27 protein-coding genes are annotated in these 26,570 nt (G+C 63.4%); 10 read left to right on the forward strand and 17 right to left on the reverse strand.

The window, feature by feature from the left end:
* Positions 1-171 precede the first annotated feature (171 nt).
* The 6 genes from FZI91_RS03375 to eccCa form a co-directional block, all read right to left on the reverse strand.
* On the reverse strand, positions 172-765 hold the full coding sequence (locus FZI91_RS03375) for a hypothetical protein (protein ID WP_155937188.1): 594 nt from the start codon (positions 763-765) through the stop codon (positions 172-174).
* Between the two features lie 4 nt (positions 766-769).
* Positions 770-1,381 carry a hypothetical protein gene (locus FZI91_RS03380; RefSeq protein WP_155937189.1) on the reverse strand — a complete coding sequence of 204 codons (612 nt, stop codon included), beginning with the start codon at positions 1,379-1,381 and terminating at the stop codon, positions 770-772.
* Between the two features lie 241 nt (positions 1,382-1,622).
* A complete protein-coding gene (locus tag FZI91_RS03385; protein ID WP_155937190.1) occupies positions 1,623-1,904 on the reverse strand; it encodes a WXG100 family type VII secretion target in 282 nt (93 codons plus the stop codon).
* Between the two features lie 40 nt (positions 1,905-1,944).
* On the reverse strand, positions 1,945-2,241 hold the full coding sequence (locus FZI91_RS03390) for a WXG100 family type VII secretion target (protein WP_155937191.1): 297 nt from the start codon (positions 2,239-2,241) through the stop codon (positions 1,945-1,947).
* Between the two features lie 142 nt (positions 2,242-2,383).
* A complete protein-coding gene (locus FZI91_RS03395) occupies positions 2,384-3,772 on the reverse strand; it encodes a type VII secretion-associated protein (RefSeq protein WP_162526217.1) in 1,389 nt (462 codons plus the stop codon).
* Complete coding sequence (gene eccCa / locus FZI91_RS03400; protein WP_162526218.1) at positions 3,769-7,743, reverse strand: type VII secretion protein EccCa; 3,975 nt, start codon at positions 7,741-7,743, stop codon at positions 3,769-3,771. The genes FZI91_RS03395 and eccCa overlap by 4 nt, the downstream gene beginning before the upstream one ends.
* A 268-nt stretch (positions 7,744-8,011) precedes the next feature.
* Here eccCa and eccD point away from each other — a divergent pair, with 268 nt between their 5' ends.
* Entirely contained in the window at positions 8,012-9,547 is a 1,536-nt protein-coding gene (eccD, locus tag FZI91_RS03405) for a type VII secretion integral membrane protein EccD (protein ID WP_155937192.1), read from the forward strand.
* The gene (gene mycP, locus FZI91_RS03410; RefSeq protein ID WP_155937193.1) at positions 9,544-10,995 is read left to right on the forward strand and encodes a type VII secretion-associated serine protease mycosin; all 1,452 of its coding nucleotides are present in this window, start codon (positions 9,544-9,546) and stop codon (positions 10,993-10,995) included. The genes eccD and mycP overlap by 4 nt, the downstream gene beginning before the upstream one ends.
* Positions 10,996-11,009: 14 nt before the next feature.
* Here the strand turns inward: mycP and eccB are convergent, their stop codons facing one another.
* Positions 11,010-12,491: a type VII secretion protein EccB gene (gene eccB / locus FZI91_RS03415; protein ID WP_155937194.1), complete on the reverse strand. Its 1,482-nt coding sequence runs from the start codon at positions 12,489-12,491 to the stop codon at positions 11,010-11,012.
* Positions 12,492-12,688: 197 nt separating this feature from the next.
* On the opposite strand from eccB, the gene eccE reads away from it, so the two are divergent.
* On the forward strand, positions 12,689-14,323 hold the full coding sequence (gene eccE, locus FZI91_RS03420; protein ID WP_162526219.1) for a type VII secretion protein EccE: 1,635 nt from the start codon (positions 12,689-12,691) through the stop codon (positions 14,321-14,323).
* Between the two features lie 3 nt (positions 14,324-14,326).
* Here the strand turns inward: eccE and FZI91_RS03425 are convergent, their stop codons facing one another.
* A complete protein-coding gene (locus FZI91_RS03425) occupies positions 14,327-14,881 on the reverse strand; it encodes a CGNR zinc finger domain-containing protein (RefSeq protein WP_162526220.1) in 555 nt (184 codons plus the stop codon).
* A gap of 72 nt (positions 14,882-14,953) precedes the next feature.
* Here FZI91_RS03425 and FZI91_RS03430 point away from each other — a divergent pair, with 72 nt between their 5' ends.
* The 6 genes from FZI91_RS03430 (at position 14,954) to FZI91_RS03455 (ending at position 19,847) form a co-directional block, all read left to right on the forward strand.
* Positions 14,954-16,015 carry a DMT family transporter gene (locus tag FZI91_RS03430; RefSeq protein WP_162526221.1) on the forward strand — a complete coding sequence of 354 codons (1,062 nt, stop codon included), beginning with the start codon at positions 14,954-14,956 and terminating at the stop codon, positions 16,013-16,015.
* A gap of 1 nt (position 16,016) precedes the next feature.
* Positions 16,017-16,667: a cutinase family protein gene (locus FZI91_RS03435; RefSeq protein ID WP_155937785.1), complete on the forward strand. Its 651-nt coding sequence runs from the start codon at positions 16,017-16,019 to the stop codon at positions 16,665-16,667.
* A gap of 9 nt (positions 16,668-16,676) precedes the next feature.
* Entirely contained in the window at positions 16,677-17,666 is a 990-nt protein-coding gene (locus tag FZI91_RS03440) for an alpha/beta fold hydrolase (RefSeq protein ID WP_162526222.1), read from the forward strand.
* Positions 17,667-17,798: 132 nt separating this feature from the next.
* Entirely contained in the window at positions 17,799-18,350 is a 552-nt protein-coding gene (locus tag FZI91_RS03445; protein ID WP_162526258.1) for a cutinase family protein, read from the forward strand.
* A gap of 57 nt (positions 18,351-18,407) precedes the next feature.
* The gene (locus tag FZI91_RS03450; protein ID WP_162526223.1) at positions 18,408-19,124 is read left to right on the forward strand and encodes a cutinase family protein; all 717 of its coding nucleotides are present in this window, start codon (positions 18,408-18,410) and stop codon (positions 19,122-19,124) included.
* Positions 19,125-19,238: 114 nt separating this feature from the next.
* Positions 19,239-19,847, forward strand: a complete 609-nt coding sequence (locus tag FZI91_RS03455; RefSeq protein WP_155937196.1) for a hypothetical protein — start codon at positions 19,239-19,241, stop codon at positions 19,845-19,847.
* On the opposite strand, the gene truA is transcribed toward FZI91_RS03455, so the two are convergent.
* The 9 genes from truA to FZI91_RS03500 all read right to left on the reverse strand — a co-directional run bounded on the left by truA (position 19,844) and on the right by FZI91_RS03500 (position 25,904).
* Positions 19,844-20,737, reverse strand: a complete 894-nt coding sequence (gene truA / locus FZI91_RS03460; protein ID WP_155937197.1) for a tRNA pseudouridine(38-40) synthase TruA — start codon at positions 20,735-20,737, stop codon at positions 19,844-19,846. The two genes, FZI91_RS03455 and truA, sit on opposite strands and share 4 nt — an antisense overlap.
* A 3-nt stretch (positions 20,738-20,740) precedes the next feature.
* Positions 20,741-21,292, reverse strand: a complete 552-nt coding sequence (gene rplQ, locus FZI91_RS03465; RefSeq protein WP_155937198.1) for a 50S ribosomal protein L17 — start codon at positions 21,290-21,292, stop codon at positions 20,741-20,743.
* Between the two features lie 60 nt (positions 21,293-21,352).
* Positions 21,353-22,405: a DNA-directed RNA polymerase subunit alpha gene (locus FZI91_RS03470; protein ID WP_155937199.1), complete on the reverse strand. Its 1,053-nt coding sequence runs from the start codon at positions 22,403-22,405 to the stop codon at positions 21,353-21,355.
* A gap of 77 nt (positions 22,406-22,482) precedes the next feature.
* Entirely contained in the window at positions 22,483-23,088 is a 606-nt protein-coding gene (rpsD, locus tag FZI91_RS03475; protein WP_155937200.1) for a 30S ribosomal protein S4, read from the reverse strand.
* Positions 23,089-23,103: 15 nt separating this feature from the next.
* Positions 23,104-23,523: a 30S ribosomal protein S11 gene (rpsK, locus tag FZI91_RS03480; protein ID WP_155937201.1), complete on the reverse strand. Its 420-nt coding sequence runs from the start codon at positions 23,521-23,523 to the stop codon at positions 23,104-23,106.
* A 5-nt stretch (positions 23,524-23,528) separates the two neighbouring features.
* Positions 23,529-23,903 carry a 30S ribosomal protein S13 gene (gene rpsM / locus FZI91_RS03485; protein WP_155937203.1) on the reverse strand — a complete coding sequence of 125 codons (375 nt, stop codon included), beginning with the start codon at positions 23,901-23,903 and terminating at the stop codon, positions 23,529-23,531.
* A 155-nt stretch (positions 23,904-24,058) separates the two neighbouring features.
* Positions 24,059-24,172 carry a 50S ribosomal protein L36 gene (rpmJ, locus tag FZI91_RS03490; protein ID WP_003886927.1) on the reverse strand — a complete coding sequence of 38 codons (114 nt, stop codon included), beginning with the start codon at positions 24,170-24,172 and terminating at the stop codon, positions 24,059-24,061.
* A gap of 21 nt (positions 24,173-24,193) precedes the next feature.
* Positions 24,194-24,415 carry a translation initiation factor IF-1 gene (infA, locus tag FZI91_RS03495; RefSeq protein WP_003418601.1) on the reverse strand — a complete coding sequence of 74 codons (222 nt, stop codon included), beginning with the start codon at positions 24,413-24,415 and terminating at the stop codon, positions 24,194-24,196.
* A gap of 205 nt (positions 24,416-24,620) precedes the next feature.
* On the reverse strand, positions 24,621-25,904 hold the full coding sequence (locus tag FZI91_RS03500) for an NAD(P)/FAD-dependent oxidoreductase (RefSeq protein WP_162526224.1): 1,284 nt from the start codon (positions 25,902-25,904) through the stop codon (positions 24,621-24,623).
* Positions 25,905-26,033: 129 nt separating this feature from the next.
* On the opposite strand from FZI91_RS03500, the gene FZI91_RS03505 reads away from it, so the two are divergent.
* The gene (locus tag FZI91_RS03505) at positions 26,034-26,558 is read left to right on the forward strand and encodes an NfeD family protein (protein WP_162526225.1); all 525 of its coding nucleotides are present in this window, start codon (positions 26,034-26,036) and stop codon (positions 26,556-26,558) included.
* The last annotated feature ends 12 nt before the right edge of the window (positions 26,559-26,570 follow it).

Below are 26,570 nucleotides of genomic sequence, written 5' to 3' on the forward strand. Positions count from 1 at the left end.
ACGTGACGCCGTAAAGCTCAACACTACTATCTGGAGCCACAACCAAGGAGGGCGGGCTGTCTTGCATGGATTCCACCAAGCCTGGACGCCAGACCGCCTGGTAGTACAGACCTATAAATACAACGATGACCGTGACTGCAAATACGTCCCTCTTCACTAACCCGATTTTCCTCACTGAACCTCGGATCCCCTGATAGTTAGCATCGGCCGAACTTGAATCTCATTTGAAGGGATCTTGATTTCAAGCTCGGAGTCGAGCGGCGCATCCATTGTCAATTCGCTGCGATCATCCTTGAACCAGTTCATAAATGAAACGGTCATTTCGTCGCTACCGCTCGGAATCTCAAATATGATAGGGAATCGATACTTCAGGCCCGGTTGAAAATCAGATGGCTGCCCCTTTGAGATGGAGACGGTCGTGCGAGGTGACGTTCGAACACCGGCCGAATGCAGGTAGGCCAGAATCGGTGTGTCCGCAACGAGAGTTCCACAGGTAACATCGACCACAACCCAGTACCCTTTCGCGTAATAGTCGGTGTAAATATTTGGCACATTAGATGCGACTGAAATATGTGGTGATCGGTATACACCATGGACGATTACGTCGATATTTCGGCCAAGTAGATTCTGACGCATGCCACCAGGAACAACGAGCGCTGAATACGATTCGGGGCGCGTCGGAATAAGCGACCATAAGAACGTCGCGACAAGCACAAGAGCTGCGGCGGCGAGCGTGCGTCCTAATTCCGATTGCATAGCGCGCACTATTTCAACACCTCGTCATTGGAACCGACAGCTGACTACCAGTATGTCTCACCGTAATCCCCCAATCCATCGAAGGGAGCAGGAGGCTTTGCTGCTTCTCTAAATCGTAAATGAAAATCGTCACGGTCGACATCTCATTGGCCTGAACTGTGGGAATCCTCCAGATAATGGACACGTCCATCGTCGAGCGCGCCGCGATATCTGAGACATAGTATTTTGCATCTTCTGGATATACCCCTAAATACGCGTAACGCGGCTCCGACTGGAGCTTGAACACACGAGTTGAATCGCCACTGCCAAACGAAACATCTTCATCGGCAGCGCTCTCAATCGTGGCACGCAACACGACTAGGGACTGGCCATCCCTAATGTCCAAGGCGGCACCGCGAGGAACCTTCTCTTCGCTACATCCCACGACTAGGGCGTGTGGAGTAATGCGGAGAGGTCCAATAGAAACTTCATCACCCAACGACGCCATTCTTATCGCGGGCGCCGTGGCAAGGCCTCCGAAGGCCGCGGTGGAGGCCAATACCGCAATTGTTGCGGTCTGCCAGAGATACTTCAATTGAGCACGCTCAACTTGGGCGCGTAGCCAGACGAGAGCAATTCTCAACACGACGCCCCCTGCTCATCTGATACCGCAACACAATCCGGAATCGATCCGCAAAGTCTATGCCACCAGCCAGATCGTTGCGACCCCGCCTCCGCCACATGGTCGCCAAGAGAAACCGAACGTTCCCCCGCTATCAAATATTCAGTGTCCACAGAAAAAACTGTGGGGCCTTGGTGGCTCTCCTCCACCAAGGCCCCACAGGGCTTACATAAGGACCTCAGTCGCTGCCGGCCCTGCATCTATATCAGCCCCAGCGACCAGCGTTCGTCTTGTCGGTCTGCTGGGCATCGTGATCCGCCTGCTCGATCGCATTCGTGTAGAAAGCCACAGTTTCGTGAACTTCCTGGGCCTGCTTCTGCCACTGTTGCTGGAAGCCGTGGTACGCGTCCGCGTCAACACCTTCGTGCTCATTGATCAGCGGGGCCACGTCGCTCTGGAGACCTCCCAGAGCCTCTTCATACTTCTGGCCGATACTTCTCAGGCTGCTGACCAGCGTTGCAATTTCGCCATGATTATAAGTGACCATGTTCGATCCTCTTCCTGTCGTGTGAGTGTCTTGGGTTCAACTAACCGATGTGCTGGAAGCCCTGGCCGCCATTGTTCTCGAGCTCCTCGAGATGCTGACGGTTAACCTGCATAACTTCCCGAATCTCTCCAAGAGTTTGGGTGGTCTTCGCCATTAGCCCATGAATCCGCGAGGCTGCTTCCTGGGCCGCCTGGGCCGCGCTGCCATCCCATGTGGACTTGGGGATGCTGTCAACTTCATTGATCAGCCTGTTGTCGAGCCCATTGAATTCACCATGACGTGAGTCGATGTGCTGCTCCGCAGCGGTGATCAGATCAATGTCCTGTTTGTATGCCATGTCATGTCCTCCCTTGTCCCCAGGCCCGGCCAGTCACGGGTGTGACTCCCGGTTTCTGGCCGGTTTTGTCCTTACAACTAGATACGATGGCCCTACCGCCAGATCGGTTCCATCTTTTTCAAAGTTTTTTTCAGCAATCTTTCTAGTTACCCGACTGGACTGCACGCGTGGTACGAATAGCCAGTTCACAAGCGCTTTCAACATATTGATAGCTATCTTTCTTGAACTGACAGCCAACGCCTATCCGCAGGTCGTGATCTAGAAGCACTGTCCAGGCGATGTCATGACCCTCCCGAATCTCGATGTAGGTGACCGCGGGACGCCCCATCTTGCTGTCATCCATCGTGAAATCCGTGAAGATACCCGGCGGCTCCTTCGCCATCGCGGCGCGCAGAGTCTCGGCAGTCGACGCCAAGGTCTCCGTCGACTTCACCCGTACTTGCGTCACGTGGACCGTTGCCTCCGGATGCTGGGGAGAGATCACCTCGACCCGCGCCGATCCCGCACCACCTGCGGGTATGCGCCGGACCGCCCATTCGGCCGGCACCATGAGCTGCACACGCCCCTCCACCAGCAGCGAGGTCGCCGTGGCGGGGGGCGTCGGCGACGGGCGCCGCTCCCGCGTTGAGGCCACGGTCAGCACCACACCCGTCACCACGATCGCCGCAGCCAGGCCGATCGCAGCCGCCGGCCACCACCTCGGCAGGCGCGGCACAGCGCCCACCCGGGCAGCGGGTGTCCACTCGGGCGCGCGGTGCACATCGGGATGCTCGGGCTCGTCAGCGGACTCGTCCAAGAACGACGACACACGGGGAGCTTGGTTGACCTCTCGGAATGCCGCATCCGCGGCAACCTGCGACACACCGGGAGTCAGCCCGATCCGGTCGACTGCCTCAACGATCGCCTCCCCCACCTCCTTGTCTGCTGAGTCGACAAGGATCGCCGCGACCCCGGGGCGTTCATTTCGAACAATCTCCTCCACCGCTCGGGCGACAGCGCGCGCGACGTCAGCGACACTCTTGTTTTCCCACGATCGCTCTTCGAGGTGACGAACCGCCGCCACCGGCTCACCATCTGAGCCATGTCCCACAATGGCGACGGCGACCTCGTTCGGCGACACCTCGACCACCACATACGCGCGCCCCGACATGTCGGTACGCACACCGCGCTCGGCGAGCGCGAGTGCCCTCGACCGCATCGTCAATGTCGCGGCCATCATTCGGCCCGCGTTCGACATCAACGTGAGCCGTCCCGGACTCCAGGTCGTCGGATGGATCAGCTGCATGGAATCGAGACGGACCGGCGCATTCTTGTCTGTAATCAAGGACTCGAACAACGCCGCCCAAAGAGCACGCGACGGAACCACGCGATGGGGCAACAAGGCCACATCGTCATCCAGCGCGGCGACAGCCGATCGGACATCGGAGCGCCCGGCATCGCGGACGCCAGCCTCGGTTCGCGCCCGAACAGCGGTCTCGGTCACTTCGATCGCTACCCGCGTCCCCATCTGCGAATCGCGATCCGGAATCACTGCGGATCGCTCCAAGCAACCTGAATCAGTTGTTGGCCACCCGAGCGCATGACCAGGGTGCCGCGGCCCGGTGGCTGCTCGCTCGGACGCACCGTCCCGAGCAGCACACCCTCATCCTTGCTGCCCGTCATCTGCAAGCCAATGCTGGATAGGTCCTTCATCCGCGCCAGTAACGGCTCGAACATGGCGCGGGAAGCGCCGCTGGTGCGACGCGCAATGACGATGTGCAGGCCGATGTCCTTCGAGTGCGGAACGTACTCCGCCAAAGGCAACAGTGGGTTTCCACTCGCGAGCGCCACCAGGTCATAGTCGTCAACCAATATGTAGATCTCCGGACCCGACCACCAGGACCTGTCACGCAGCTCCTGCTGCGTGACGTCGGGTCCCGGCATACGCGACTTGAGGAGCTCGATCAGCGCTGGCATCTCATCCACCAACGTGCTGCTCGACATCGCATACTTGGCCAGGTGCTCGGTCTCGACCACGCCGAGCAGGGTGCGGCGGTAGTCCACCAGGAACAACTGCACCTGCTGCGGGGTGGTGGTACGGACAACCTCTCGGCAAATGGTGCGCAAAAGTCCAGTCTTACCGCACTCGCTATCGCCAAAGATGATCATGTGCGGCTGCTCGCCGAATTCGAGGAACGTCGGGGCCAGCTCAGACTCGTTGACGCCGATAAGAATCCGCAGGTTCGGCTTGTCGTTCGGTGGCGCCAGGGGAACCAGCGCGGCGTAATCCACCTTGTGCGGCAGCATGCGCACCTTGGGAGCTTCGGCTGCGCTGCGCTGTCGCATGCTCGCCGCCGCCGCACCGATCGCTTCGCCCAGGTCCTCGTTCGACGAGACGCTGTCCAGGCGCGGCAGTCCGATGAGCATGTGCCGCCGATCGCGGGTGATGCCGCGGCCGGGCCTGCCGTCCGGAACGAGCTGTGCCAATTTGCGGTCGAAATCCGAGTCCAGCGGATCACCGAGGCGCAGCTCGACGCGGGTGCCGATCTGATCCTTGAGTGCGGGCCGGATCTCAGCCCACCGCGATGCGGCCACCACGGTATGCACGCCGAAACCGAGCCCCTGCGCGGCGAGTGCGGTGACTTGCTGCTCCAGCACCTCATACTCCTGGCGGACCGTCGACCAGCCATCGATGATGAAGAACACGTCGCCGAACGGATCTTTCGCAAGCTGCGGGTCCCCAGCGCCCTTACGCCGCCGATACTCGGCCATCGAGTCGATCCCCAAGGCGCGGAAGGTGTTCTCGCGCGACCTGACGATCGTCAGCATCTCGGCGAACGTGCGGCGAATCAGGTCGCTGTCCAAACGGCTGGCCACCGAACCTACGTGCGGCAGCTGCGCCAGCGACGTAAGCGTGCCACCACCGAAGTCCAGGCAGTAGAACTGCACCTGGGCGGGACTGTGCGTCACGGCAAGCGACATCACCAGGGTACGGATCGTCATCGACTTGCCGGACTGAGGCGATCCGACGATCGCTACGTTGCCCGCGGCGCCGGAGAGGTCGACGATGTATGGGTCACGGCGCTGCTCGTAGGGCCGGTCCACGATGCCGATCGGAATGGTCAGGCTGCCGACCGCATCGAAACCTGCGCGACCGTGCCGTGGGATGAGGTCACCGACAGTCGGCGAATCATCCAGTGGCGGCAACCACACCTCGTGTGCCGGATTGCCGTGCCCCTCAACGCGGTCGAGGATCGTATCGATCACCGACCGACCCATCTCATTGGTCTCGGCCGGGGCATCCTCGACCACCTCAGTTCGCGTCTGCAGCACCGCCGGCGCCGCGGTGAACAACCGCGGCGCTGCTGCGGCACCGGTAGTGACCACGCGACGTGCCGGCCCGTAGGGCACGTACGCACCCGACACGTATGAGGTTTGGAACCGCGTCAACTCCCCCGAGTCATCCTTGAGATAGCAGGACCCTGGCGTATTCGGCAGGTGGTAGGCGTCCGGCACGCCGATAGCGGCGCGGGACTCATTGGCCGAGAACGTCTTCAAGCACAGCCGGTAGGACAGATGCGATTCCAGCCCGCGCAGGCGACCTTCGTCGAGGCGCTGCGAAGCCAGAAGCAGATGCACGTGCAATGAGCGACCAAGCCGGCCGATGGCTACGAACAGCTCCGCGAAATCTGGATGCTGACTCAGCAACTCGGAGAACTCGTCGACGATGATGAAGAGCGCCGGCAACGGTGATAGCGACGCACCGGCCGAGCGGGCACGCTCGTACTCGGTGACATTCGCGAAGTTACCCGCGGCCCGCAACACCTCCTGGCGCCGGTTCATCTCGCCGGCGAGCGCGTCCTTCATACGCGAGACGAGATGCGCTTCATCGGAGAGGTTGGTGATGATGGCCGCGACATGCTGCGCCCGGTCCAGCCCAAGGAACGTCGCACCACCCTTGAAGTCGACGAGCACAAGGTTCAGGGCATCCGGCGAGTGGGTGGCGATCATGCCCAACGTCAGTGTTCGCAGGAACTCCGATTTACCCGAACCGGTCGCACCGATGCACAGTCCGTGCGGACCCATGCCGTTTTCGGCGGCTTCCTTGATATCCAGCTCCATCGGGGTGCCGTCGACCGCGATGCCGATCGGCACCCGCAATCTGTCACGACCAACCCTGTTGCGCCACACCACTTCCGGGTTGAGAAGTCCAGGATCGCCAATACCCACGATATCGGACCAGCGGGTGCTGACTTCGGTTTGGATCTGGACTTCGTCACTGCTTCCGGTGAGCACCCGGTAGGGCGCCAACCTTCGGGCGCAGGCCATCGCCTCGGTGATGGTCAGGTGATCGGGGTGGGCGAAGACTTCCGACCCCACATTGCCTTTGGCGCCAAGCCCACGCTCGGTCAACTCGAGCTGCATACCGCGGCGGGCCGCCAGCGGATCCACCCTGATGCCGATCTCGACGAGGGTCACTGAATCGATGCCGTGGTCGATGATGAGACGTTCGGAACCGATCAGTGTGCCGCCGTCGACGACGATAAGAATCTGCGGCCGGTCGGCGGACGGCTGTGCGGTCCGCGAGAACCGTTCACGCTCGGTGATCAGCGACGCCAACGATTCTTCGACCTCGCCCAGCGAGTGGTAGACCAGCCGCGATGTTCCAACCCCGTCGTAGCCGGTCGGATGCTGGGCGTGCGGAAGCCACTTGAGCCAGTCCCAGTGCGGTGCCGCATGCCGATTGACCACCGCGGCGACCAGAAACTGGTCGGGGCCGTGGAACATCGCCAACTGACAAATCATGGCGCGCAACATGCCTCGCGCCACCTCGGGTGAGCCATCGATGGTGACGGCCGCAAAACCTCTGAGGTTCAACGCGATCGGCAGCTCAGGTACCAGTGAGTGGGTCCGCACGAACCGGCGCAAGGCGACGGAGGCAACCGGCTCAAGTTCCTCGACAGGGCCAATCTCGGGTGCCACCAGCTGGGCGGCGAGTCGTTGATCCCCCAGTCCGACGCGGACATGGCAGTAGTCGCTGTCTCCGGGACGCCGCTCCCACATCCGCCGGCCGCCGGCCAGTGTCCACAACGCGGACGGGTCGGGGTTGTTCCAGAGCAGGGCCTTGCGTTGAGCGCCACCGGTATCGGAGACGTTCTTGCGCACTACTTCTAGGTAACGCAGGTAATCCTTGCGGTCCTCGTTGATCTCACTGGTCTTCGCACCCTTGCCGCCGCCCTGGGACATCATGCCGACCATCGAGACCATCATCATGATCGGGAACATCATCATCATCGGGCTGCGCATCATTCCGCCGCCTGCGCCACCACCCAGGCTGCCCGAGGTAATGAAGAAGGCGACCATGCCCACCATCGCCACGACCATCACCAGCGGCATGATCTTCGCGACGAGCGGCGATGGCACCGGCCGCGGAATCTCCGGCGGCGGCTGGACATTGACCTCGCCACCTGGCACGCGCGGCACCGCCAGCCGTGGCCGACGGATAAAGATTGTGGTGTTCACGCGATGCTCACCCCTGGCCCTCCGCTTCCCCCGCGTCACATCTCGTGGCAACCTGCTGCGTCCACGCTACAGTCCAGCTCACGGCGGGCTACAGGATAGGGCCGGTATGTGCGGCGCCGCAACGAATTCGCCGACAAGATCGCCGGAGCCGCTGGTCATCGGGATGCTGGCCAGCGGGTTGCGCCGAACCGCTGGCGGCGCTTAGCCGCGTTCGGCTAGTGTGCATGCGCAAAGATCATTGATCGTGGGGGCAGGCAGGGGGCACAGGATGACACATGCGCAGTCCGGCGCCGAGCAACGTTCGGCGGTTCTCGAACTGTGCCGCGTGTCGATTCAGGCTGAGCGCACCCAGGTAGACCTGGCGCTGCCTACGAGTGTTCCGCTGGCCCTGTTGGTCGGTTCGATCGTCGACATCATCAATCAGCACGTCGGTGTTCCCGAGCTGACCAGCCCGGACGACGCCGTCGAAACGCATTGGCGGTTGTCGCGGCCCGGTCAGCCGCCGCTGCAGATGTCCAGCACCCTTGGGGAGCTGGAGGTTCGCGACGGCGATCAACTGATTCTGACGCGATCGGATGTCACGGCACCGGATCCGCTGTTCGACGACGTCTTCCTTGCGGTGTCTACCTTCCGCACCGTATCCGCACATCCATGGAGCCGGACTGCCGCGCGAATCCTCGGTGGCGCGGTGTGCGGGCTGGCCGCGTTGCTCGGCGCGACCGCGCTGCTCCGCGCGGGCGCCACCAATCCAGGTCTGCTGCTACCCATCATCGCCGTCGCGATCGCGCTCCTGGCGATCACTGCCGCAGTCTTCGCGAACAGGGTGTACGCCGACGAGCTCGCCTCCGTGATGTTGAGCCATTGTGCGGTGGGATTTTCCGCGGTGGCCGGCGCACTCTTCGTACCGGGCAAGTACGGCGCTCCGCATGTGATGCTCGCGCTCATGGTGGCGATGGTCGTGTCCATCCTGGCCATGCGCGCGACCGGCACCGGAACAATGTCGCTGGTTGCGGTGGCCTCCGCATCGCTTCTCGGATTCGCTGCGGCGCTGGGTTACGTGCTGTTCGAGCCGCCGATCTACAGCCTTGGAGCCGTCATCGGCGCGGTAGGTGTCTGTTCGGTGGCGCTGTCGCCACGCGCGGCGATGCTTCTCGCCCGACTACCTCTTCCTCCTGTGCCCACACAGGGAGCACCGTCGCGCCCGGAGCACTCCACGGCTCCGATCGAAGCTATCGAGGGTCTCGACGGGCTCGATACCGAGGGTGACGACGTCGAAGACGCCACGGCGCTGCCGCCACTTCCCGATCTTCGAGAGAAGGCACTGCGGGCGCACGCCGTGCTGACCGGGTTGGTGTGCGGAACCTCTGCCGTCACCGCGGTGGGCGCGGTACTTGCGGCACTGACCTTCTCGGGGGCCGGTTCGCATCACCCCACCGGCATGCACCGATTCAGTGGAGTCGTCCTCGCGGGCCTGATCGCACTGGCAATGATGCTTCGGGCGCGCTCGCATGCCGATCTCACCCAGACAGTGGCCATCAACCTGGGCGGCTTGGCCATTCCGGCGGCGGTATTCACCTTCGTCGCGGTTGCCTACCCGGCGGCGGCGATCTACACCACTGCGTTGGCCGCGATCGCGGCCGGTTCAGCGATTGCACTTGGCTTCCTGGTGTCGGCGCGCAAGTATTCGCCGGTCGCACGCCGAAGCGTGGAGATCATCGAATACATCGCACTGTCGTTGATCGTGCCGGTAGCCGTCTGGGTATGTGGCGTCTACAGCGCCGTGCGGGGATTGAACCTGCCATGAACCTCGGCGTGGTCCGCCGTGTCGCCACCGCTGGAGCCGTTGTGATGTTGGCGATGTCGTCGCAGTTGGCGACGGGTTCGACGCACGTACTCGCGACGGCTCGCGCCTATGCACCGCTACCGGTCGACCCGAGCTCGCTTCCCGGTCCGCGTCCTGCCGCCCCGCTCGAACCCACGGAGCAAAAGGAATTGTGCCGATTCCCCGGCATCGATCCCAAGCGCGACATCAACAGGGTGCCCACGCAGCAACGTGGGCTGGACCTGCCCTTGGTGTGGCAGCTGTCGCGCGGTGCCGGACAGACTGTCGCCGTCATCGACACCGGGGTGGCGCGCAGTCCTCGGCTGCCACCGCTCATCCCCGGCGGCGACTACGTCTTTGAGGGTGGCAACGGGACCCAAGATTGTGATGCCCACGGCACCATCGTTGCCGGAATCATCGCGGCCGCACCGGATCCCACCGGTGCGAGCGCGTTCAGCGGCATCGCCCCGGACGTCAGCCTCATCACCATTCGCCAATCCAGCGCCAAATTTGCGGTCAAGAACAAGGGCGGCGCGAACGACCAGAACGATCCTTCGAAAATCAGCGGCGTTGGAAATGTGGACACGCTGGCGATGGCGGTGCGAACCGCGGCGGACCTCGGCGCGACCGTCATCAATATCTCCGAGGTGGCCTGTGCCTCGGCCAAGCAGTTCCTGGACGATCGTCCGTTGGGCGCCGCGCTGCAGTACGCCGTCGACGTCAAGAACGTCGTCGTGGTCGTCGCCGCGGGAAACGTCGGCGATGGGCAGTGCAAGAACCAGAATCCGCCGCCCGACCCCGCCAGACCCAACACCCCCGATTGGGATTCCGTACTGGAAACGGTGAGTCCGGCCTGGTACAACGATTTCGTTCTCACCGTGGGCTCCATCGGCCCGGATGGGCAGCCCTCTAAGTTCAGCCTCGGCGGCCCCTGGGTCGACGTCTCGGCACCCGGCGAAGACATCATCTCCCTCGACCCCAACCGCGACGCGTTGACCAACGCCTACATCGGCGAGCAGGGTCCAGTGTCCATCCAGGGCACCAGCTTCTCGGCGCCGGTGGTCAGTGGCGTTGTGGCACTGGTGCGTTCACGATTCCCTCAGCTCAGTGCGCGTGAGGTGATGGATCGCATCAAGAACACCGCGCATCGTCCGCCGGGGGGCTGGGACCCGTATCTGGGCTTTGGGGTTGTCGACGCGCTCGCAGCGGTCAGCGATGACCTGGCCACCACCAGCGATCTCGCACGGGCCAACGCGGCCAAGAAACTTCAGCTGCCTCCCGCGCCGGCGCCTCCCGATCCGCGACCACGACGCGTCGCACTGATCGGGATAGCCGTGTGCGCAGCCTTTTTGGCTGCGGCGCTGGCGATGTTGGCTCCGGTTCGCAGGCTCCGGCAAGGCCGGGACAACTCCACCGAGACCACCCAGTAACGCCGCGAAAGCCCCTAGGCTGGCGCCTGGGTCGCGGAAGTGGACGGGTTGATCGCCAAACCGGTCTTGTCGGGTGGCATTCCGTCGTGCACGACGAGGGCGTCTTCCTTGCTCAACCGCGGTCCAGGCGGTAGCAGACCGACGACCGGCCACGGCGCTGCAACCGGATCGACGGTGAGCCCCAGCGCCTTTGCGGAATCAAGGTTTCCGACACCGAAACGCACACCCGTGTCGAGAACGAGGTACAGGGATTCGGCGCGTCCAGTGTCTCCACCGAGACCGGTGGAACGCACGAAAGCGCTATGCCCCGGCGGAATGTAGGCCGTATCGACGTTGGGGCCTTCCTTATCGGCCTGCGCCAATACCACCGGCACCTGATCGGTCTTCAACGGCAGCGAGTTGCCCAACAACAGTTTGGTGGTGGCATGCTCTTGCGTCTTCTCTTGACCGGGCTTCCAACTGCCGCACAGCACCGATTTCTCCGGGACATCGACGGTCTTGCCGGCACGCTCCGGGAAGGTCTGCACCGCAAGCAGGTTGACGCTGGGATGTCCCGAGATCACATCCGGCGCGACGGTGACGATGTCCTGCGCACCCTGGGAATCGGAGAACCTGATGAGGTCCGCGGTCACCTCGTTGACACGCTGCACCCCCGATCCGAGCACGACGTAGTACTCGGATGAATCCGCGCGGCTCATCTTGATAACAGACCCCACCCGAACACCGGCGGTCGTGATGGTCGATGGCGCGCCATTGTCCGGGATCGGCGGCGGCGCAATGGCCGGCACCTCGGGGATGGCATTGAGCACGTTCATCGAGATCGGCCGGGGCGTCACACCTTCCAGCCGCAAGGCGCGGGTCACCGCCGGGTTGGTCAGATCCACCGCCGCCCGCTTACCGTCATAGAGGAGGTACGTCTGACTGTTCACCGTCACCAAGGCGTACCGATCCTTCGGCATATCTTGGTTGCCGTTCTCCAGAGTCACCTTTCCGGCGATCACGGTGGTGGTGACGGTAGAGCTCGGCGGCGGCGTCGAGACATCACACACAGTCCAGATCACGTCGTCGCCCTGCAACGGATCAGCGATCGAGGCCGGCGCACCGGGAATCCCCACCAGCGGACCGCGTCGTGCCTTGGCCAGCTCCGAATCCTTGACCGGCTTGGGATTCTGGTTGTTCCCGGAGATCAACCGCGCTGACGCCAGATTGAGTGCGGGATGCAGCGTGTCCTGGATCCGGACGTAAACCGCGCCGGTGTCCTTCGCCATCACGATGGGCTGATCCCCCAGCGGCATGTTGGGGCGGAAGAACGCCAGAATCGCACAACCCGCAACCACCACCGTGGCCAGCGCAACACCAACCATCAGAGAGCTCGACTGCGACCGCATCGGGTCGTGGATCATTCGGACGTCGCGGCGAACCAGTGCATGCTCCATACGCCGCACTAGGAACCGGTACCCGCTGACCTGCAGCCGAGTTGTCGGTTGTCGCGCCATCGTCCCCCCTCCAGGAAAATCTGCGAAACTCGAATCTACGACCAATGATGCCTCTAGGCCGGCCCCCAGATCTTGTTAGATCCTACGTACCGGCCACACGGGCATGCAGCCTATTGCAATACTGGGCAACCACGATAGGTTGCGGGTCGGGTAACGATCGCACCATGCGGGATAGCGGGCGGGATGGAAGGGGAAACGTGACCTCGAGCGGGGCGGCACCGGAACAGGTACGTCGGGCCACGATGCCCATCCAGATCATGGTGATCTCGCAGCTGCTGATTCTCGCCGCGGTCCTCGTCTCCTTGCTATTCGGCTGGCCGTGGTGGGCGGCACTGCTGATTGCCATCGTCGCGCTGGCACTCGTCCTCGGGCGATGGGGAGGCCAGACCGTCAGGCATTGGATCGTCACCGGCTTCAGGTATCTGACAGGCCGCACCTATCGAAGCTCGGGCAGCATCGCCGACACCCCCAGCAGTCAGGACAGCTGGACCGGCACACGATGGGAGAACGGCAAACTCATCACCGTGCTGGAAATCAGCGCAACCCAGCGCCACCCCTCGGTGATCACACCGGACCACTGCGCCACCGACTCGCTGGTGCCGCTGCGGGTACTGCGAGAGTGCATGCAGCAGCACGATATTGACCTCGAGAGCATCGACGTCATCAGTAACGGGCAACGCACCGCGCAAGGCACCGTCCTGCGCGGTGGCTACGACCGACTGGTGGGTCCCCTACCGGCCGTTGCCATTCGCACCGTGTGGGTGGTGCTGCGATTCGACCCCGGCGTCAATGTAGACGCGGTGTTCCGCCGCGGAGGCGGACGGCGTGGCGCGGAACGATGTGCCGTTATCGCCACCGCGCGCGTCCGACGAGCGTTGGCGGCGGCGCATTGCGCCAGCACCATCCTGCAGGCCGGGCAGATTCACCGAATCAGCGCCGAGATGCTCCGCCAGTACGCGGGGGCGCCCATGCACGAAGACTGGAGCGGGCTCACCCTGATCGACTCGTACAACGTCGCCATGGGAATTGACCCGTGGTACATCACCGATGCCACCCTAACCGGGCTGTGGGCCCGGCCAACGCTGGAAACCAGCGTGACCGTACGGCTGCGCCCCGCCGCGAAGGGCCGAACATCTGTTGGCGCACTGGTCCGTTGGGCCACCGACGAACAGCTTCCGGTGCGCCGTTCCACCGGGATGACATCGCTCAATGGCAGCCAGCGCGATGCATTCTTTGCAGGACTTCCGGTGGGTGCCATCGGATTGGAGTACCTAACGCGAAGCATCGAGATGAGCAACGATGAGCTCGACGCGATACACCTACCTACCTCTGGCTGTGGACAGCTGGTGGGCTCGGACATGTCGGGTCGCGCCATCGCGGCACGGTTGTCCGGACAGGGTGTGCACACCGTGGTCGTGCGTGCCGAGCTCTACGTATGCCAGCAGGTCGTGCTCAGATCCGTGGCGGTCGGCGCCCTCATCGTCGTCTACACCGACCGGCCACATATGTGGGATGTCATGGTGACCTCCATCGGCGATGCCAACCGCATCCAATTCGCCAGTGGCCCAGGATTTATCGACCCCCGATGCACCCTCGCCGTGGTAGACGGCATGCAGCCGACCGCACTGCCGAGCAACTGCACAGCCCTGCACATCATCAGCAGTGAGTACGACGCGCTTCCGGCCCGGCCCGATGTCATCATCGACCAACCCAACGGGTACGGCGATCACATACTTCTTACCGCCGGCGCGGAAACCATCCAGGTCCGCCTGGTGACCGTCAGCGACGAACTCGCCTACCTGGGTCGGCCGATTCAGGCGTACGCGCAGTAACACTCACGGCTCGTCGCGCAGGCGTTCCCGATAGGCGGCAACATGCTGCCGATTGCCACAGTTTCCGGTGTCGCAGAAGATCCGGGATCTGTTGCGCGACAGGTCAACCAGCACCGCGTCGCAGTCCGGTGCCGCGCAGGTCTTCAGGCGGCGCTGCTCTCCCATGCGCACCAGGTCCGCGAACACCATGGCGGTCTCGGCGCCCAGGCGATCTGCCAGCGGTGCGCCTGGGGCGGCCATGTGCAGATGCCACGTGGGTTCCTCGACATGCCGGGTGAGCCACGGCGAGGCATGAGTATCGGCCAGCAGCGCGTTGACCTGCCCAACCACGTACTCCTCGTCGTTGACATGTGCCCAAATATCGCCGAGCCGCACTCTTAGCGCCTTCACCGCGGCAAGCTCGGCCTCGTCACCGTCACGCCTGCCCGTCCAGCCGTACCGGTCGAGCAGCGGCGGCAGCGCCGCCAGGTTCGGCAGCAGTTCCCGCTCGTTGCACGCCGTGTTGATCAGTTCCGCGGCCGACCGCAGCCCCTGCTCAGTGTCATGAGTAAAAAGCATTTGACACCTTACATCCTTCACTTGTACCGTCACGACCGTATTCAATTTTACTCATGACATGCGGGAGGTGCGGTGCACGACAAGACGTCATTTCGCACCGGGCTGATCCTCGCCATCATCTCGGCCGCCACCTTCGGATTTTCCGGCCCCTTCGCGAAATCCCTCATGACGACCGGATGGTCACTGACGGCCGTGGTCATTGCACGTCTGGCCACCGGTGCGGTCGTCATGATCGTGGTCGCCTGCATCCTCGCTCCCGGCTGGTTCGCAGAGGCGCGACGGCACGCCAAAGTCGTTGTGCTCTACGGCATCATTCCCGTCGCCGGCGCACAGTTCTGCTACTTCGGCGCGGTCAGGCACATGTCGGTAGGCGTCGCGATGCTCCTCGAATTCCTCAGCCCCATCCTCGTGATCGCATGGACATGGCTCTGGACACGACAGCGACCACGCGCTCAGGTGCTCGCCGGAGCCGCTTTGGCCCTGGCCGGAATGCTATTGGTCCTCAACATCTTCAGCGGATCCCGCGTCGAAACCGTCGGCGTGCTGTGGGGACTTGGCGCGGCAGTGTGCGCCGCGTACTACTTCATCGCCTCGCACCGCGCAGACGGTAAGGCCCAAGGGCTGCAACCCATCACACTGACCACGAGCGGGCTGCTGGTCGGCAGCATCGCGGTGGCTGGATTCGGACTTACCGGACTCATGCCCGTGACGTTTTCCCCCCAGGACGTGCACGTCGCAGGCTGGAATGCACCTGTGTACGTACCCATTCTGATACTCGGCATCGTCACAACGGCCATCGCCTATCTCACCGGCATCGCCGCCATTGCCCGGCTCAAACCAAGCTATGCGTCCTTAATCGGCCTGACCGAGGTGCTGTGCGCAGTAATCGCCGGGTGGGTACTACTCGGGGAGACCATTGCGCCCATCCAGTACATCGGCGCCGCAGTCATTCTCGCTGGGCTAGTACTCGCGAACCAACGTAGAAACATCCAATCGCGCCCCAAAACCAACGCCGAATCCGATACAGCAGCGCTTACACCGCCACCTGAGAGAACGAAATCACATGGCAACGACAGCGAATTGTCCGTAATCTCGGCATGTGACGCGACAACCGAATCCACGCCCAGCCAGTAAGTTGCTCTCCGCCGCCGTTCGCGCCGCGGTCATCTCGGTTGGGGCAATCATGTTGACCACCGGACTGGCTGTGGTCCTCCCCGCAACGGCATCGGCTGCGTGCTCCAACGTCGAAGTGTCATTCGCCCGTGGCCGTTCCCAGCCGCCGGGCGCGGGAAACGTCGGCGACGCATTCATCGCCGCGCTACGCAATCGCGTCAAGGGTGTCAGCGTGTACACGGTGAACTATGACGCCAACACCGACGTCGGTGGCGGCGCCAATGACCTCAGCGCACACCTGCAGCAGACCGCGAATGCCTGCCCGGACACCAAGCTGGTCGTCGGTGGATACTCGCTGGGCGCGGGCGTGGTGGACACCGCGCTGGGAGTACCGGGCCCCGTATCGATCGGGGACTTCTTCAATTTCAGCAACCCGGTTCCACCGGAGGTCGGTGACCACATCCGCGCGATCGTCACCTTTGGCAATATCGTCAACCGCTTCGCCCCGATCCAGAACTTGGCCGGCGCCTATGGAGATCGGGTCCTCGACCTGTGCAACGACGGCGACCCCGTATGCATGGGTGGCGACAACGACAGCTGGAAATCGCACACCTCATATCCGAGCGCGCTCATCAACCAGGCTGCGGACTTCGCCGCGAGCAAGGTGAACTAGCCTCGCCGGGTGACTGCTCACCAGCTCACCCATCGCCAGCTGTCGGTCAACGGAATCGACATGCATATCGCCGAGCAGGGCGACGGCCCCGCGGTCGTGTTGTGCCACGGGTTTCCCGGCCTCTGGTACACCTGGCGGCACCAACTGGACGCACTCTCGGCGGCCGGTTACCGGGTCATCGCTCCGGATATGCGCGGATACGGTGGCACGACGGCCCCGCCGGGGGCCGCTGCCTATGACCGCGGCACCACCGTCAGCGACCTGGTGGGCCTGTTGGATGCGTTGGATCTGCCCGATGCGGTGTTCTGCGGCCACGATTTCGGGGCACATCTGGTGTGGGACATGCCCGCCTGGGCCGGCGACCGCGTCCGCGCCTTGATCCAGTTGTCGGTGCCACGCACTCGACGGCTCCCGGTCAAGCCCAGCGTTGGCTTCAACTACCTTGCCTCTCAACACTTCACACATCTCGAGTACTTCCAGGAACCGGGATTAGCGGAGCGCGAGCTGGACGCGCAGCCAAAGACGTTCCTGGCCGCGCTGTTTCATGCCCTCAGCGGCGCAAACCGGTATCTGGACTGCTGGGATCATCCGGCACAGGTGAACGGCAAGCGCAACGGCTACCTAGACGTATTGCCGAGCCCCCCTCCACTGCCATGGAATTGGCTTTCCGAGCAGGACCTTGACTGTTACGTCGCCGAATTCGCGCGGACCGGATTCACCGGTGGCCTCAACTGGTACCGCGCAGAGGATCTGGTGTGGGCACAGAATGAGCATCTGCACGACGTACCCGTTACCGTGCCGGTGGCGTTCATCGCCGGGTCGGCGGACCCCGTCTTGGAGATGCTCGGACGCGACCCGATGACGGCAATGGCCGACCTGGTTCCCGGACTGCGGTCGGTTTTGATCGTCGAAGGGGCGGGACACTTCGTGCAGATGGAACGCCCTGACGCAGTCAACAGCGCGATGGTCGAGTTCCTGTCATCGCTTCCGCCCAGGTGATGCGGCCCATACCGAACCGACATGACAACTAGGTTGACTTACCCGTAGCATTCGCCTGTGACGACGTCCAGCGCTGTTTTGCCCGCAATCTCGCACGTCCGCCGGAGCGCATTTCTGGTAGCCGCCCTGCTCATGCTCACGGGCCTCATGACCATTTCGCAGCCCGCGCCCGCGACCGCCGATCCTTGCGCCGCAGTCGATGTGTCCTTCGCCCGTGGCCGGGACGAGGCGCCGGGCCTCGGCCGGGTGGGTGACGCCTTTGTCGGCGCTCTGCGGAACAAGGTCGGGAAGATGAGCGTCTACGCCGTGAACTACAGCGCAGGCCTGCTTTCCACCGGCGAAGGCGCGGACGACCTACGAGGCCACCTCAGCGAAGTCGCGGCATCGTGCCCTAACACCAAGCTAGTGATCGGCGGGTACTCGATGGGCGCAACCGTCGTCAACGACGTCGCCAACAACCCGTCGCCGGACATCGCCGACCGGATCCGAGGGATCGCAACATTCGGGAACATCGACCACCGCGGCGGCGCGATGACCGGGCCGCTTGCCGGACGCTGGATTGACCAGTGCAACCCCGGTGACCCCGTCTGCCAAGAAGGCGGCCGGTCCTGGACCGCCCATCAAACCTACGAGCAGACCAATCTGCCCGCACAGGCCGCGTCGTTCGTGGCAGGCAAGCTGTAAAGCCAGGCACACTCCAAAAACGACGCGCGAGACCTTCTTGACCCGTAGCATCGTGGCGTGACCACGCATCGGCGGGGCACGAGGGTCGGCGTTGTCCTAAGTTTTTTTGTGGCCCTGACGGTGTTTGCACTGTCAGCGGTGAATGTTGTCGGGCTCGTACATCCGGTCCCCACCGCGTCAGCGGATCCATGTTCGGATGTGGACGTGTCGTTTGCGCGGGGCCGCAAGGAACCGGTCGGGCTGGGCCGAGTCGGCGACGAATTCGTCGACTCGCTGACCCCGCGCGTCGAGTCCACCGGGGCCACCATGAACATCTATCCCGTCAACTACGACGCTGGGATCTTCTCGGCCGGCGGCGGAGCCAACGACCTCAGCAGTCACCTGCAATCGGTGGCGGCGAGCTGCCCCCGGACCAAGTTTGTGGTCGGCGGGTATTCGATGGGCGCCGAGGTGGTCGACACCCTCATCGGTGTTCCGAATGTGGGCATCGGGTTCAGCCGTCCACTGCCCGCGGCCGTAGGCGATCGGATTGTCGCCATCGCGACGTTCGGCAACGCGACACACCGCACCGGCGGCCCGCTGAGCGGTATCGCGGGCGTGTTCGGCTCGCGCGCAATCGATCTCTGCAACCAAGGAGATCCGATTTGCATGGCGGGGCCCAACAACAGCTGGGACGCTCACACTTCCTACGAACGCACCGGATTGCCCGCTGAGGCCGCGGCGTTCGTCGCATCGAAACTCAATCGGCACGGTGAAGGCGAGTCTGCGCAATAGCCAGAGGACAAGCGCTCGCCTAAGCCTGCCGGACACTGTTTAATCCAGGGACATCAATCGAGTTCAACTGGGGGAACGTTGTCGCGAGGGTATCGACTGGTTCAGCGGTTTCTGGTGTTTGCGGGAACGATCGGCATGATCGCCCTGACGGCGGCGAGTCCTGCTTCCGCACAACCAGATCTCGCACCCAAACTCGTCACGATCGCGGACTTTCCGGGCCCCGGCTGGGAGTCTTTCGATAAGGGCGGACCTATCGGTGGCCGTGACGATCGCGATGAGCCCACCGATCCACCGGGATGCGCTTTCTCTGTGCCAGCCAATCTCACCGATGCAGTCGGCATCTGGGCCTTCAACACCGATACGACATCAAATGTTCTCGTCAGTCTCGGGTATAGCGATGGCACTGTCCTGACTCAAACACGGGATTGGATACAGCGCTGCAAGACAATCAACTTGGTCGGCGACAAGGCATCCGGGACCGCCACGGTGCATCCGCTCGTACTTCCCGCCGAGGTCGTCAATGATGGTGCCGCCTATGCGGTCTCCGCATCGATGACCTTTGACAGCGGAAACCCGGTGAGCCTTGAGCTCACGACATACCTGGTGCAGATCGGCAATATCGGCATCGCCGTCACGGGCATGGGCGACACCACGTATCCGGTGGATCGGCGCACCCTTGATCTCATGCTGATCAGGCAAATCGCGAAGGTCACGAGACGCTAATCCGTGGTCGGCCGCACCCGAATGTCGCGGGTGATCAGCACGCGCGCCGCCATCTCACCGTCCGGCGGATAGTCGACCCCGACGAGCGTCAGTCCACGAGCCGGCGCGGCGGCGAATTCGCTTGAACGCCTTTCACTCGTCAGCAGATCTGTACACCACTGCACAGGTCGTCTGCCCTCCCCCACGGCAAGCACCGCGCCCACCAGCGAGCGCACCATCGACCAGCAGAAGGCGTCGGCGCTCACCCGCGACGTCAGCCGATGTCCGCCAACTGTCCAATCGAATCGTTGCAACTCGCGGATAGTGGTAGCACCATCGCGATGACGACAGAAGGCCGCGAAGTCGTTTAACCCCAGCAGATTCCGCGACGCCTCATTCATCGCATCGACGTCGAGTGGACGGTGCCACCCGACAATGTGATGCCTTTCCATCGGCAACACTCCGAACGGCGCCATGGACAGCCGATACTCGTAGTGGCGCCGCAGCGCAGAGAACCGGGCGTCGAAATGGGCGGGGGCTCGCGAGATATCGAGCACCCGAACGTCATTGGGCAGGAAACGCGAGAGCCGTCGGACCAGCCGATCGAATTCTGGAGCGCCTTCGGGGCGGTAGCGCCCGCGTAGCTCAGGAAGACATGCCGCCGGCACATCGATGTGTGCCACCTGGCCGGTCGCATGCACGCCCGCGTCGGTGCGTCCGGCGGCATGCATCACTACCGGCGCCCCCACGATGGTCGTGAATGCCTCACCCAGCACGCCCGCCACGGTGCGCTGGGCCACTTGAGTAGCCCAGCCTGCGAAATCGGTTCCGTCGTAGGCGATATCGAGCCGCAAACGAACAAACCCGCCATCGGAGATGGCGGGTTGTTCGTCAGTTTCCTGCGTGACCAACGGTCAGTCCTTCTTGGCCTCAGTGTTCTCGGCGGACTCAGCGGACTCGGCTGCGCTATCTTCGGCGGCCTCCGCCTCAGCAGCCGCATCGTCTGCGACGTCGGTTTCGACCTCGACGGCCTCCTCGACAGGTCCGGCCTTCTCCGCCTTCTGCGTAGACGCAACCCGGCGAGCCCGGTCGGCCTCGGAGGTGACGGTCTTCTCCTTCACCAGTTCGATGATCGCCATGGGCGCGTTATCGCCCTTGCGGTTCTCGACCTTGATGATGCGGGTGTAGCCACCGTTGCGATCGGAGTAGAACGGGCCAATCTCTTCGAAAAGGGCGTGTACGACGTCCTTGTCGCGGATCTTCTTGAGCACCTCGCGGCGGTTGTGCAGATCACCCTTCTTGGCGTGGGTAATCAGCTTCTCGGCGTAGGGCCGCAGCACGCGGGCCTTGGTCTCAGTGGTCTTGATCCGGCCGTGCTCGAAGAGCGCGGTGGCCAGGTTGGCCAGGAGTGCCTTCTGGTGCGAAGACGATCCACCGAGCCGGTGACCCTTAGTGGGCTTGGGCATTGCAACTATCTCCTATTCGGGGCCGGCCCCCGTATCAGGTAGGACCGGGACGGATTTGTGTTAAAGCTGTTCGGTTTCGGCGAAGTCCTGGTCACCGTCGAAGTCGTAGGACGCGCTGTCCGACCAGGTGCCGGTGGCCACGTCGTATCCGGCGACCTCGGACGGATCGAAGCTGGTCGGGCTGTCCTTGAGAGACAGGCCGAGCTGATGCAGCTTGATCTTCACCTCGTCGATGGACTTCTGACCAAAGTTGCGGATGTCCAGCAGATCCGACTCGGTGCGGGCAACCAGCTCGCCGACGGTGTGCACACCCTCGCGCTTGAGGCAGTTGTACGACCGGACGGTCAGGTCCAGATCCTCGATGGGCAGCGCGAACGAGGCGATGTGGTCTGCCTCGGCGGGCGACGGCCCGATCTCGATCCCTTCGGCCTCCACGTTCAATTCCCGCGCGAGCCCAAACAATTCAACCAGCGTCTTACCGGCCGAGGCCAGTGCGTCACGCGGGGTGATCGAGTTCTTGGTCTCGACGTCCAGCACCAGCTTGTCGAAGTCGGTGCGCTGCTCGACGCGGGTGGCGTCCACCTGGTAGGTGACCTTGAGCACCGGCGAGTAGATGGAATCGACGGGGATACGCCCGATCTCGGCGCCCGAGGCCTTGTTCTGCACGGCCGGGACGTAACCGCGACCGCGCTCGACGACGAGCTCGATCTCCAGCTTGCCCTTGTCGTTCAGGGTCGCGATGTGCATGTCGGGGTTGTGCACGGTCACGCCGGCGGGCGGCACGATGTCACCCGCGGTGACGGCGCCCGGCCCCTGCTTGCGCAGGTACATGGTGACGGGCTCGTCCTCCTCCGAGGACACCACCAGGCTCTTGAGGTTCAGGATGATGTCGGTGACGTCTTCCTTCACTCCGGGAACCGTGGTGAATTCGTGCAGCACACCGTCGATCCGGATGCTGGTGACGGCCGCGCCCGGGATGGACGACAGCAGGGTGCGCCGCAGCGAGTTGCCCAGGGTGTAGCCGAATCCCGGCTCCAGGGGCTCGATGACGAAGCGCGACCGGTTGTCGGACAGCGTCTCTTCGGCCAGGGTGGGGCGCTGAGAAATCAGCATTCTTCTTCTATCTCCTTCTCGGCACCCGCTATTTGATGCCGGTCAGTGGTGTTTGTGGACGAATGTCCACAAACCGATTACTTCGAGTAGAACTCGACGATCAGCTGCTCGGTGAGCGGCACGTCGATCTGCGCACGCTCGGGCAGCTGGTGCACGAGGATGCGCTGGCGCTCGCCGACAACCTGCAGCCAGCCCGGAATCGGTCGATCGCCAGCGGTCTCGCGGGCAACCTCGAAGGGCAGCGTGTTCAGCGACTTGTCCTTGACATCGATGATGTCGTACTGCGACACGCGGTAGCTGGGCACGTCGACCTTCACGTTGTTGACGGTGAAGTGGCCGTGGCTGACCAGCTGGCGTGCCATCCGTCGGGTGCGGGCCAGGCCGGCCCGGTACACGACGTTGTCGAGGCGGCTTTCCAGGATCTGCAGCAGCTGCTCGCCGGTCTTGCCCGAGTGCCGGTTGGCCTCGGCGTAGTAGCGACGGAACTGCTTCTCCATCACGCCATAGGTGAAGCGGGCCTTCTGCTTCTCCTGCAGCTGTGTGCGGTATTCGCTCTCCTTGACACGCGCGCGACCATGCTGGCCGGGGGGGTAAGGACGCTTCTCGTACGCGCTGGAGCCACCGACGAGGTCGACGCCCAGACGACGGGATTTGCGAGTGACGGGTCCGGTATAACGAGCCATTAGTTCAAACCTCCCTTAGACCCGGCGCCGCTTGGGCGGACGGCAACCGTTGTGCGGCTGTGGAGTGACATCGGAAATCGCGCCTACTTCGAGGCCGGCGGCCTGCAGCGAGCGGATGGCGGTCTCGCGGCCTGAGCCGGGACCCTTGACGAACACGTCGACCTTCTTGACTCCGTGCTCTTGCGCCTTGCGAGCCGCGTTCTCGGCAGCCAGCTGTGCAGCGAACGGGGTCGACTTGCGCGAACCCTTGAAGCCGACATGGCCGGAGGACGCCCACGCGATCACGTTGCCCGAGGGATCGGTGATCGACACGATGGTGTTGTTGAACGTGCTCTTGATGTGCGCGGCGCCGAGGGGAATGTTCTTCTTTTCCCGGCGGCGGGTCTTCTGCGCCTTCTTGGGGCCGGAACCGGCGCCCTTCTTCGGTGGTGCCATCGGGGTTACCTAGCCTTCTTCTTGCCGGCGATGGTGCGCTTGGGTCCCTTACGGGTGCGCGCATTGGTCTTGGTCCGCTGACCGCGTACCGGAAGGCCGCGACGGTGGCGCAGGCCCTGGTAGCAGCCAATCTCGATCTTGCGGCGGATGTCGGCCTGCACCTCGCGGCGCAGGTCACCCTCGACCTTCAGCGAGGCTTCGATGTATTCACGCAGCTGCGTCACCTGATCATCGGTCAGGTCCTTGCTGCGCTGATCGGGGCTGATGCCCGTGGCGGCCAGGATCTCCTTGGAGCGGGTCCGGCCAATGCCATAGATATAGGTGAGCGCGATTTCCATACGCTTATCGCGCGGTAGGTCAACGCCTACTAGACGTGCCATGCGGCAGTTCCTCTTTCATTCAACGAAGGTCTGTTCCCAGTCCGTCCCCTCTAGGTTGGGGCCCCGGCCTCCGTTCCGGGGGTGTCTGACCAGCGATTCCGATCAGTGGTTCTGGGAGGTCATCATTCAGTTGTGTTGGTAATCAGGAGGCCTGATTAACCTTGCCGCTGCTTGTGGCGGGGGTCCTGGCAGATCACCATGACGCGCCCGTGCCGGCGAATAACGCGGCACTTGTCGCAGATCGGCTTGACGCTCGGGTTGACCTTCACGTTCCCAATCCTGTTCTTCTGTTACTTGTACCGGTAAACGATCCGACCGCGGGACAGGTCGTATGGAGACAACTCCACCACCACTCTGTCCTCGGGCAGGATGCGGATGTAGTGCTGCCGCATCTTGCCGCTGATGTGGGCGAGCACCTTGTGTCCGTTCTCCAGCTCAATGCGAAACATCGCATTGGGCAGGGGTTCGACGACCCGGCCCTCGACCTCGATGGCTCCGTCTTTCTTCGCCATATCCTCCGCGATTCTGATTGCCTGCTCCGGCTATCGCCGGCGTGACACGGCAACACCCACCGACCCTCGAACGTGAGCCGGTGACAGGAAAATCCAGGACTGGGCACGCAGATAGTCGGCACGGAAGCCGCGCCGTTGGTCAACGATACCCGCGTAACGCCACCAAACCAAACCGGCCGTGGAAGGCCGCGCAGGCCGTCGATCCCTAAGACCAGGTGACTCCCGACCTGCTGATATGCGGAATCGCGGTGGGTCGCACCAGGCCGGCCGTCAGCCACGCGCCCGCAAGCCAAACGTGAGGCGCGGATTTGGCGGCCACCGTCCGCCTGGCCCGCATCGACACATCGGAACCGTCAAGGACTCGCTGGGCCCGCACTGACAACATCCGGTTACGCACTCCCGAACGGCGCCGCTCGCGCGCACTGCGGTTGATCGCCAACCAGGCCTGGGCCAGATCGCTGGACTCGCCCAGCGCCTCCGCGATGGCCTCTGCAGCCGCGACGGCGTCGGACACGCCCGAGTTGAGGCTGCGTCCACCCAGCGGAGCGAATTGGTGGGCGGCTTCACCCGCGAGCAGCACCCGGCGGTTGACGTCGGTGTAACTGGCGGCAACCCCTTGAACGGTTTGATGCACCTCGACCGACCTGATGTGGTCGGCGTACCAGTCGTCACCGGTGAGCGCGGTGACCCAGGAACGCACCTGTTCGGTCGTCGGTGTCGTCTCATCCTTGGGCAGGAGCTGGACATCGAGCCGTAAACCGTCGGGGTACGGCAAGCGAATGGCGTGCCGTTCGCCAAGATCCGGGTGGTGGTACTGGATCTGCACGGGAAGGTCCACCGTGCCGCCGTCCGGGAGCGGTTCGACGTCGATCACCACACACGACGGGGACGGTGGACGCTCCGACATACCTATTCCCAGCGCCTGACGGATGGCCGACTTGGCCCCGTCGGCGGCGATGACATAGCTCGCACGCACCCGACCGCCACTCGCGAGGGTGAGCCGTACTCCGGTGTGATCGGTGCTGATGTCGGTGACAGCTGACCCCGGGTGGTACTCCACCCCCAGGCTCAGCGCCTCGGCCAACGTCTCATCTTCAATTGTGCGCTGCGACAAGCTCATTCCCCAGGCCGCGGGATTCCACGGGCCAGGTATCCGCGAGGGGGCGTAGGAGGACATGACGAACACCGGCCGGCCCTGATAGAAGGTCTGGACGCCATGAACCGCCAACGCCGAGTCGCGCAGCCGTGCGCCGAGTTCGGGAGCCACCCTGTCGTATCGGCGCAGTGTCGAATGTCCGACGAAAGTGGCGCAGTTCCGATGCCGCTGACGCTCTTTCGAGCCAGCGGCCTCCAGCACAACGACGGCAATTCCCCGGCGAGCCAACACCGTGGCAGCGAGCAAGCCGACAGGTCCGCCGCCGACGATCACGACGGCGTCATCGGTGATATCCCGACGCGCGTCTGCCGATACCGCCGCGAGGTGAGCCACCCCATGACGGTACCGCGAGAGAACCCGGGAGTGCCCGCTCAGGCGGGTGCGCCGTAGCCAGCCGGACCGATCCGTGGTACCTATGTCGGTAGTGGCGAACATTGCCGTCGGCAACGGGGAGGGGGTCGAGTGGACGGTCTGACGATTGCGTACTTGGCGGCCTTCGTCGTCGGTGGTGTCGCGGTGCTCTCGGCGCTGCTACTGACCGATATCGGCCACGGCGACGGAATGCCATTTCTTAGCCTGACCTCCCTTTCTGCCGCTCTGACCGGTGCGGGCGCCGGCGGATTCGTCGGATCGTCGCTCGGTATCGCGCCGCTGCCCACGGCAATCACCGCCGTGGTGTGCGCGGTTGCGCTGGTGTCGATCCTGCAACTTTTCCTGACATACCTGCGACGCCAGCAGGCGAACTCGCATTCGGGTCGCGCATCGTATGTCGGCAGGCTTGGCACGGTGACCCTTGACGTGCCGACCGGAGGCGGGTGGGGCGAGATCACCTTTACCGACGCCGATGGCAACCGGGTGCATTCACGCGCCATTACCGATGAACCCGAAGGGCTGGCCAAGAATGCCGCGGTCTACATCGCCGACGTGGACCCCGAATACCTGCATGTCGTCAGCATTCCCGACGCACCCCCCAACTCACTCCACTAGTTCAAACTATTA

This window comes from Mycobacteroides sp. CBMA 271, from assembly GCF_009729205.1.
GTDB lineage: Bacteria > Actinomycetota > Actinomycetes > Mycobacteriales > Mycobacteriaceae > Mycobacterium.

Coding starts and splice junctions, on each gene's coding strand:
- FZI91_RS03385 (WP_155937190.1), bottom strand. CDS start 1,904: ATGGTCACTTATAATCATGGCGAAATTGCAACGCTGGTCAGCAGCCTG.
- FZI91_RS03390 (WP_155937191.1), bottom strand. CDS start 2,241: ATGGCATACAAACAGGACATTGATCTGATCACCGCTGCGGAGCAGCAC.
- eccD (WP_155937192.1), top strand. CDS start 8,012: ATGACACATGCGCAGTCCGGCGCCGAGCAACGTTCGGCGGTTCTCGAA.
- mycP (WP_155937193.1), top strand. CDS start 9,544: ATGAACCTCGGCGTGGTCCGCCGTGTCGCCACCGCTGGAGCCGTTGTG.
- eccB (WP_155937194.1), bottom strand. CDS start 12,491: ATGGCGCGACAACCGACAACTCGGCTGCAGGTCAGCGGGTACCGGTTC.
- FZI91_RS03425 (WP_162526220.1), bottom strand. CDS start 14,881: ATGCTTTTTACTCATGACACTGAGCAGGGGCTGCGGTCGGCCGCGGAA.
- FZI91_RS03445 (WP_162526258.1), top strand. CDS start 17,799: ATGCTCACGGGCCTCATGACCATTTCGCAGCCCGCGCCCGCGACCGCC.
- rplQ (WP_155937198.1), bottom strand. CDS start 21,292: ATGCCCAAGCCCACTAAGGGTCACCGGCTCGGTGGATCGTCTTCGCAC.
- FZI91_RS03470 (WP_155937199.1), bottom strand. CDS start 22,405: ATGCTGATTTCTCAGCGCCCCACCCTGGCCGAAGAGACGCTGTCCGAC.
- rpsD (WP_155937200.1), bottom strand. CDS start 23,088: ATGGCTCGTTATACCGGACCCGTCACTCGCAAATCCCGTCGTCTGGGC.
- rpsK (WP_155937201.1), bottom strand. CDS start 23,523: ATGGCACCACCGAAGAAGGGCGCCGGTTCCGGCCCCAAGAAGGCGCAG.
- rpsM (WP_155937203.1), bottom strand. CDS start 23,903: ATGGCACGTCTAGTAGGCGTTGACCTACCGCGCGATAAGCGTATGGAA.
- infA (WP_003418601.1), bottom strand. CDS start 24,415: ATGGCGAAGAAAGACGGAGCCATCGAGGTCGAGGGCCGGGTCGTCGAA.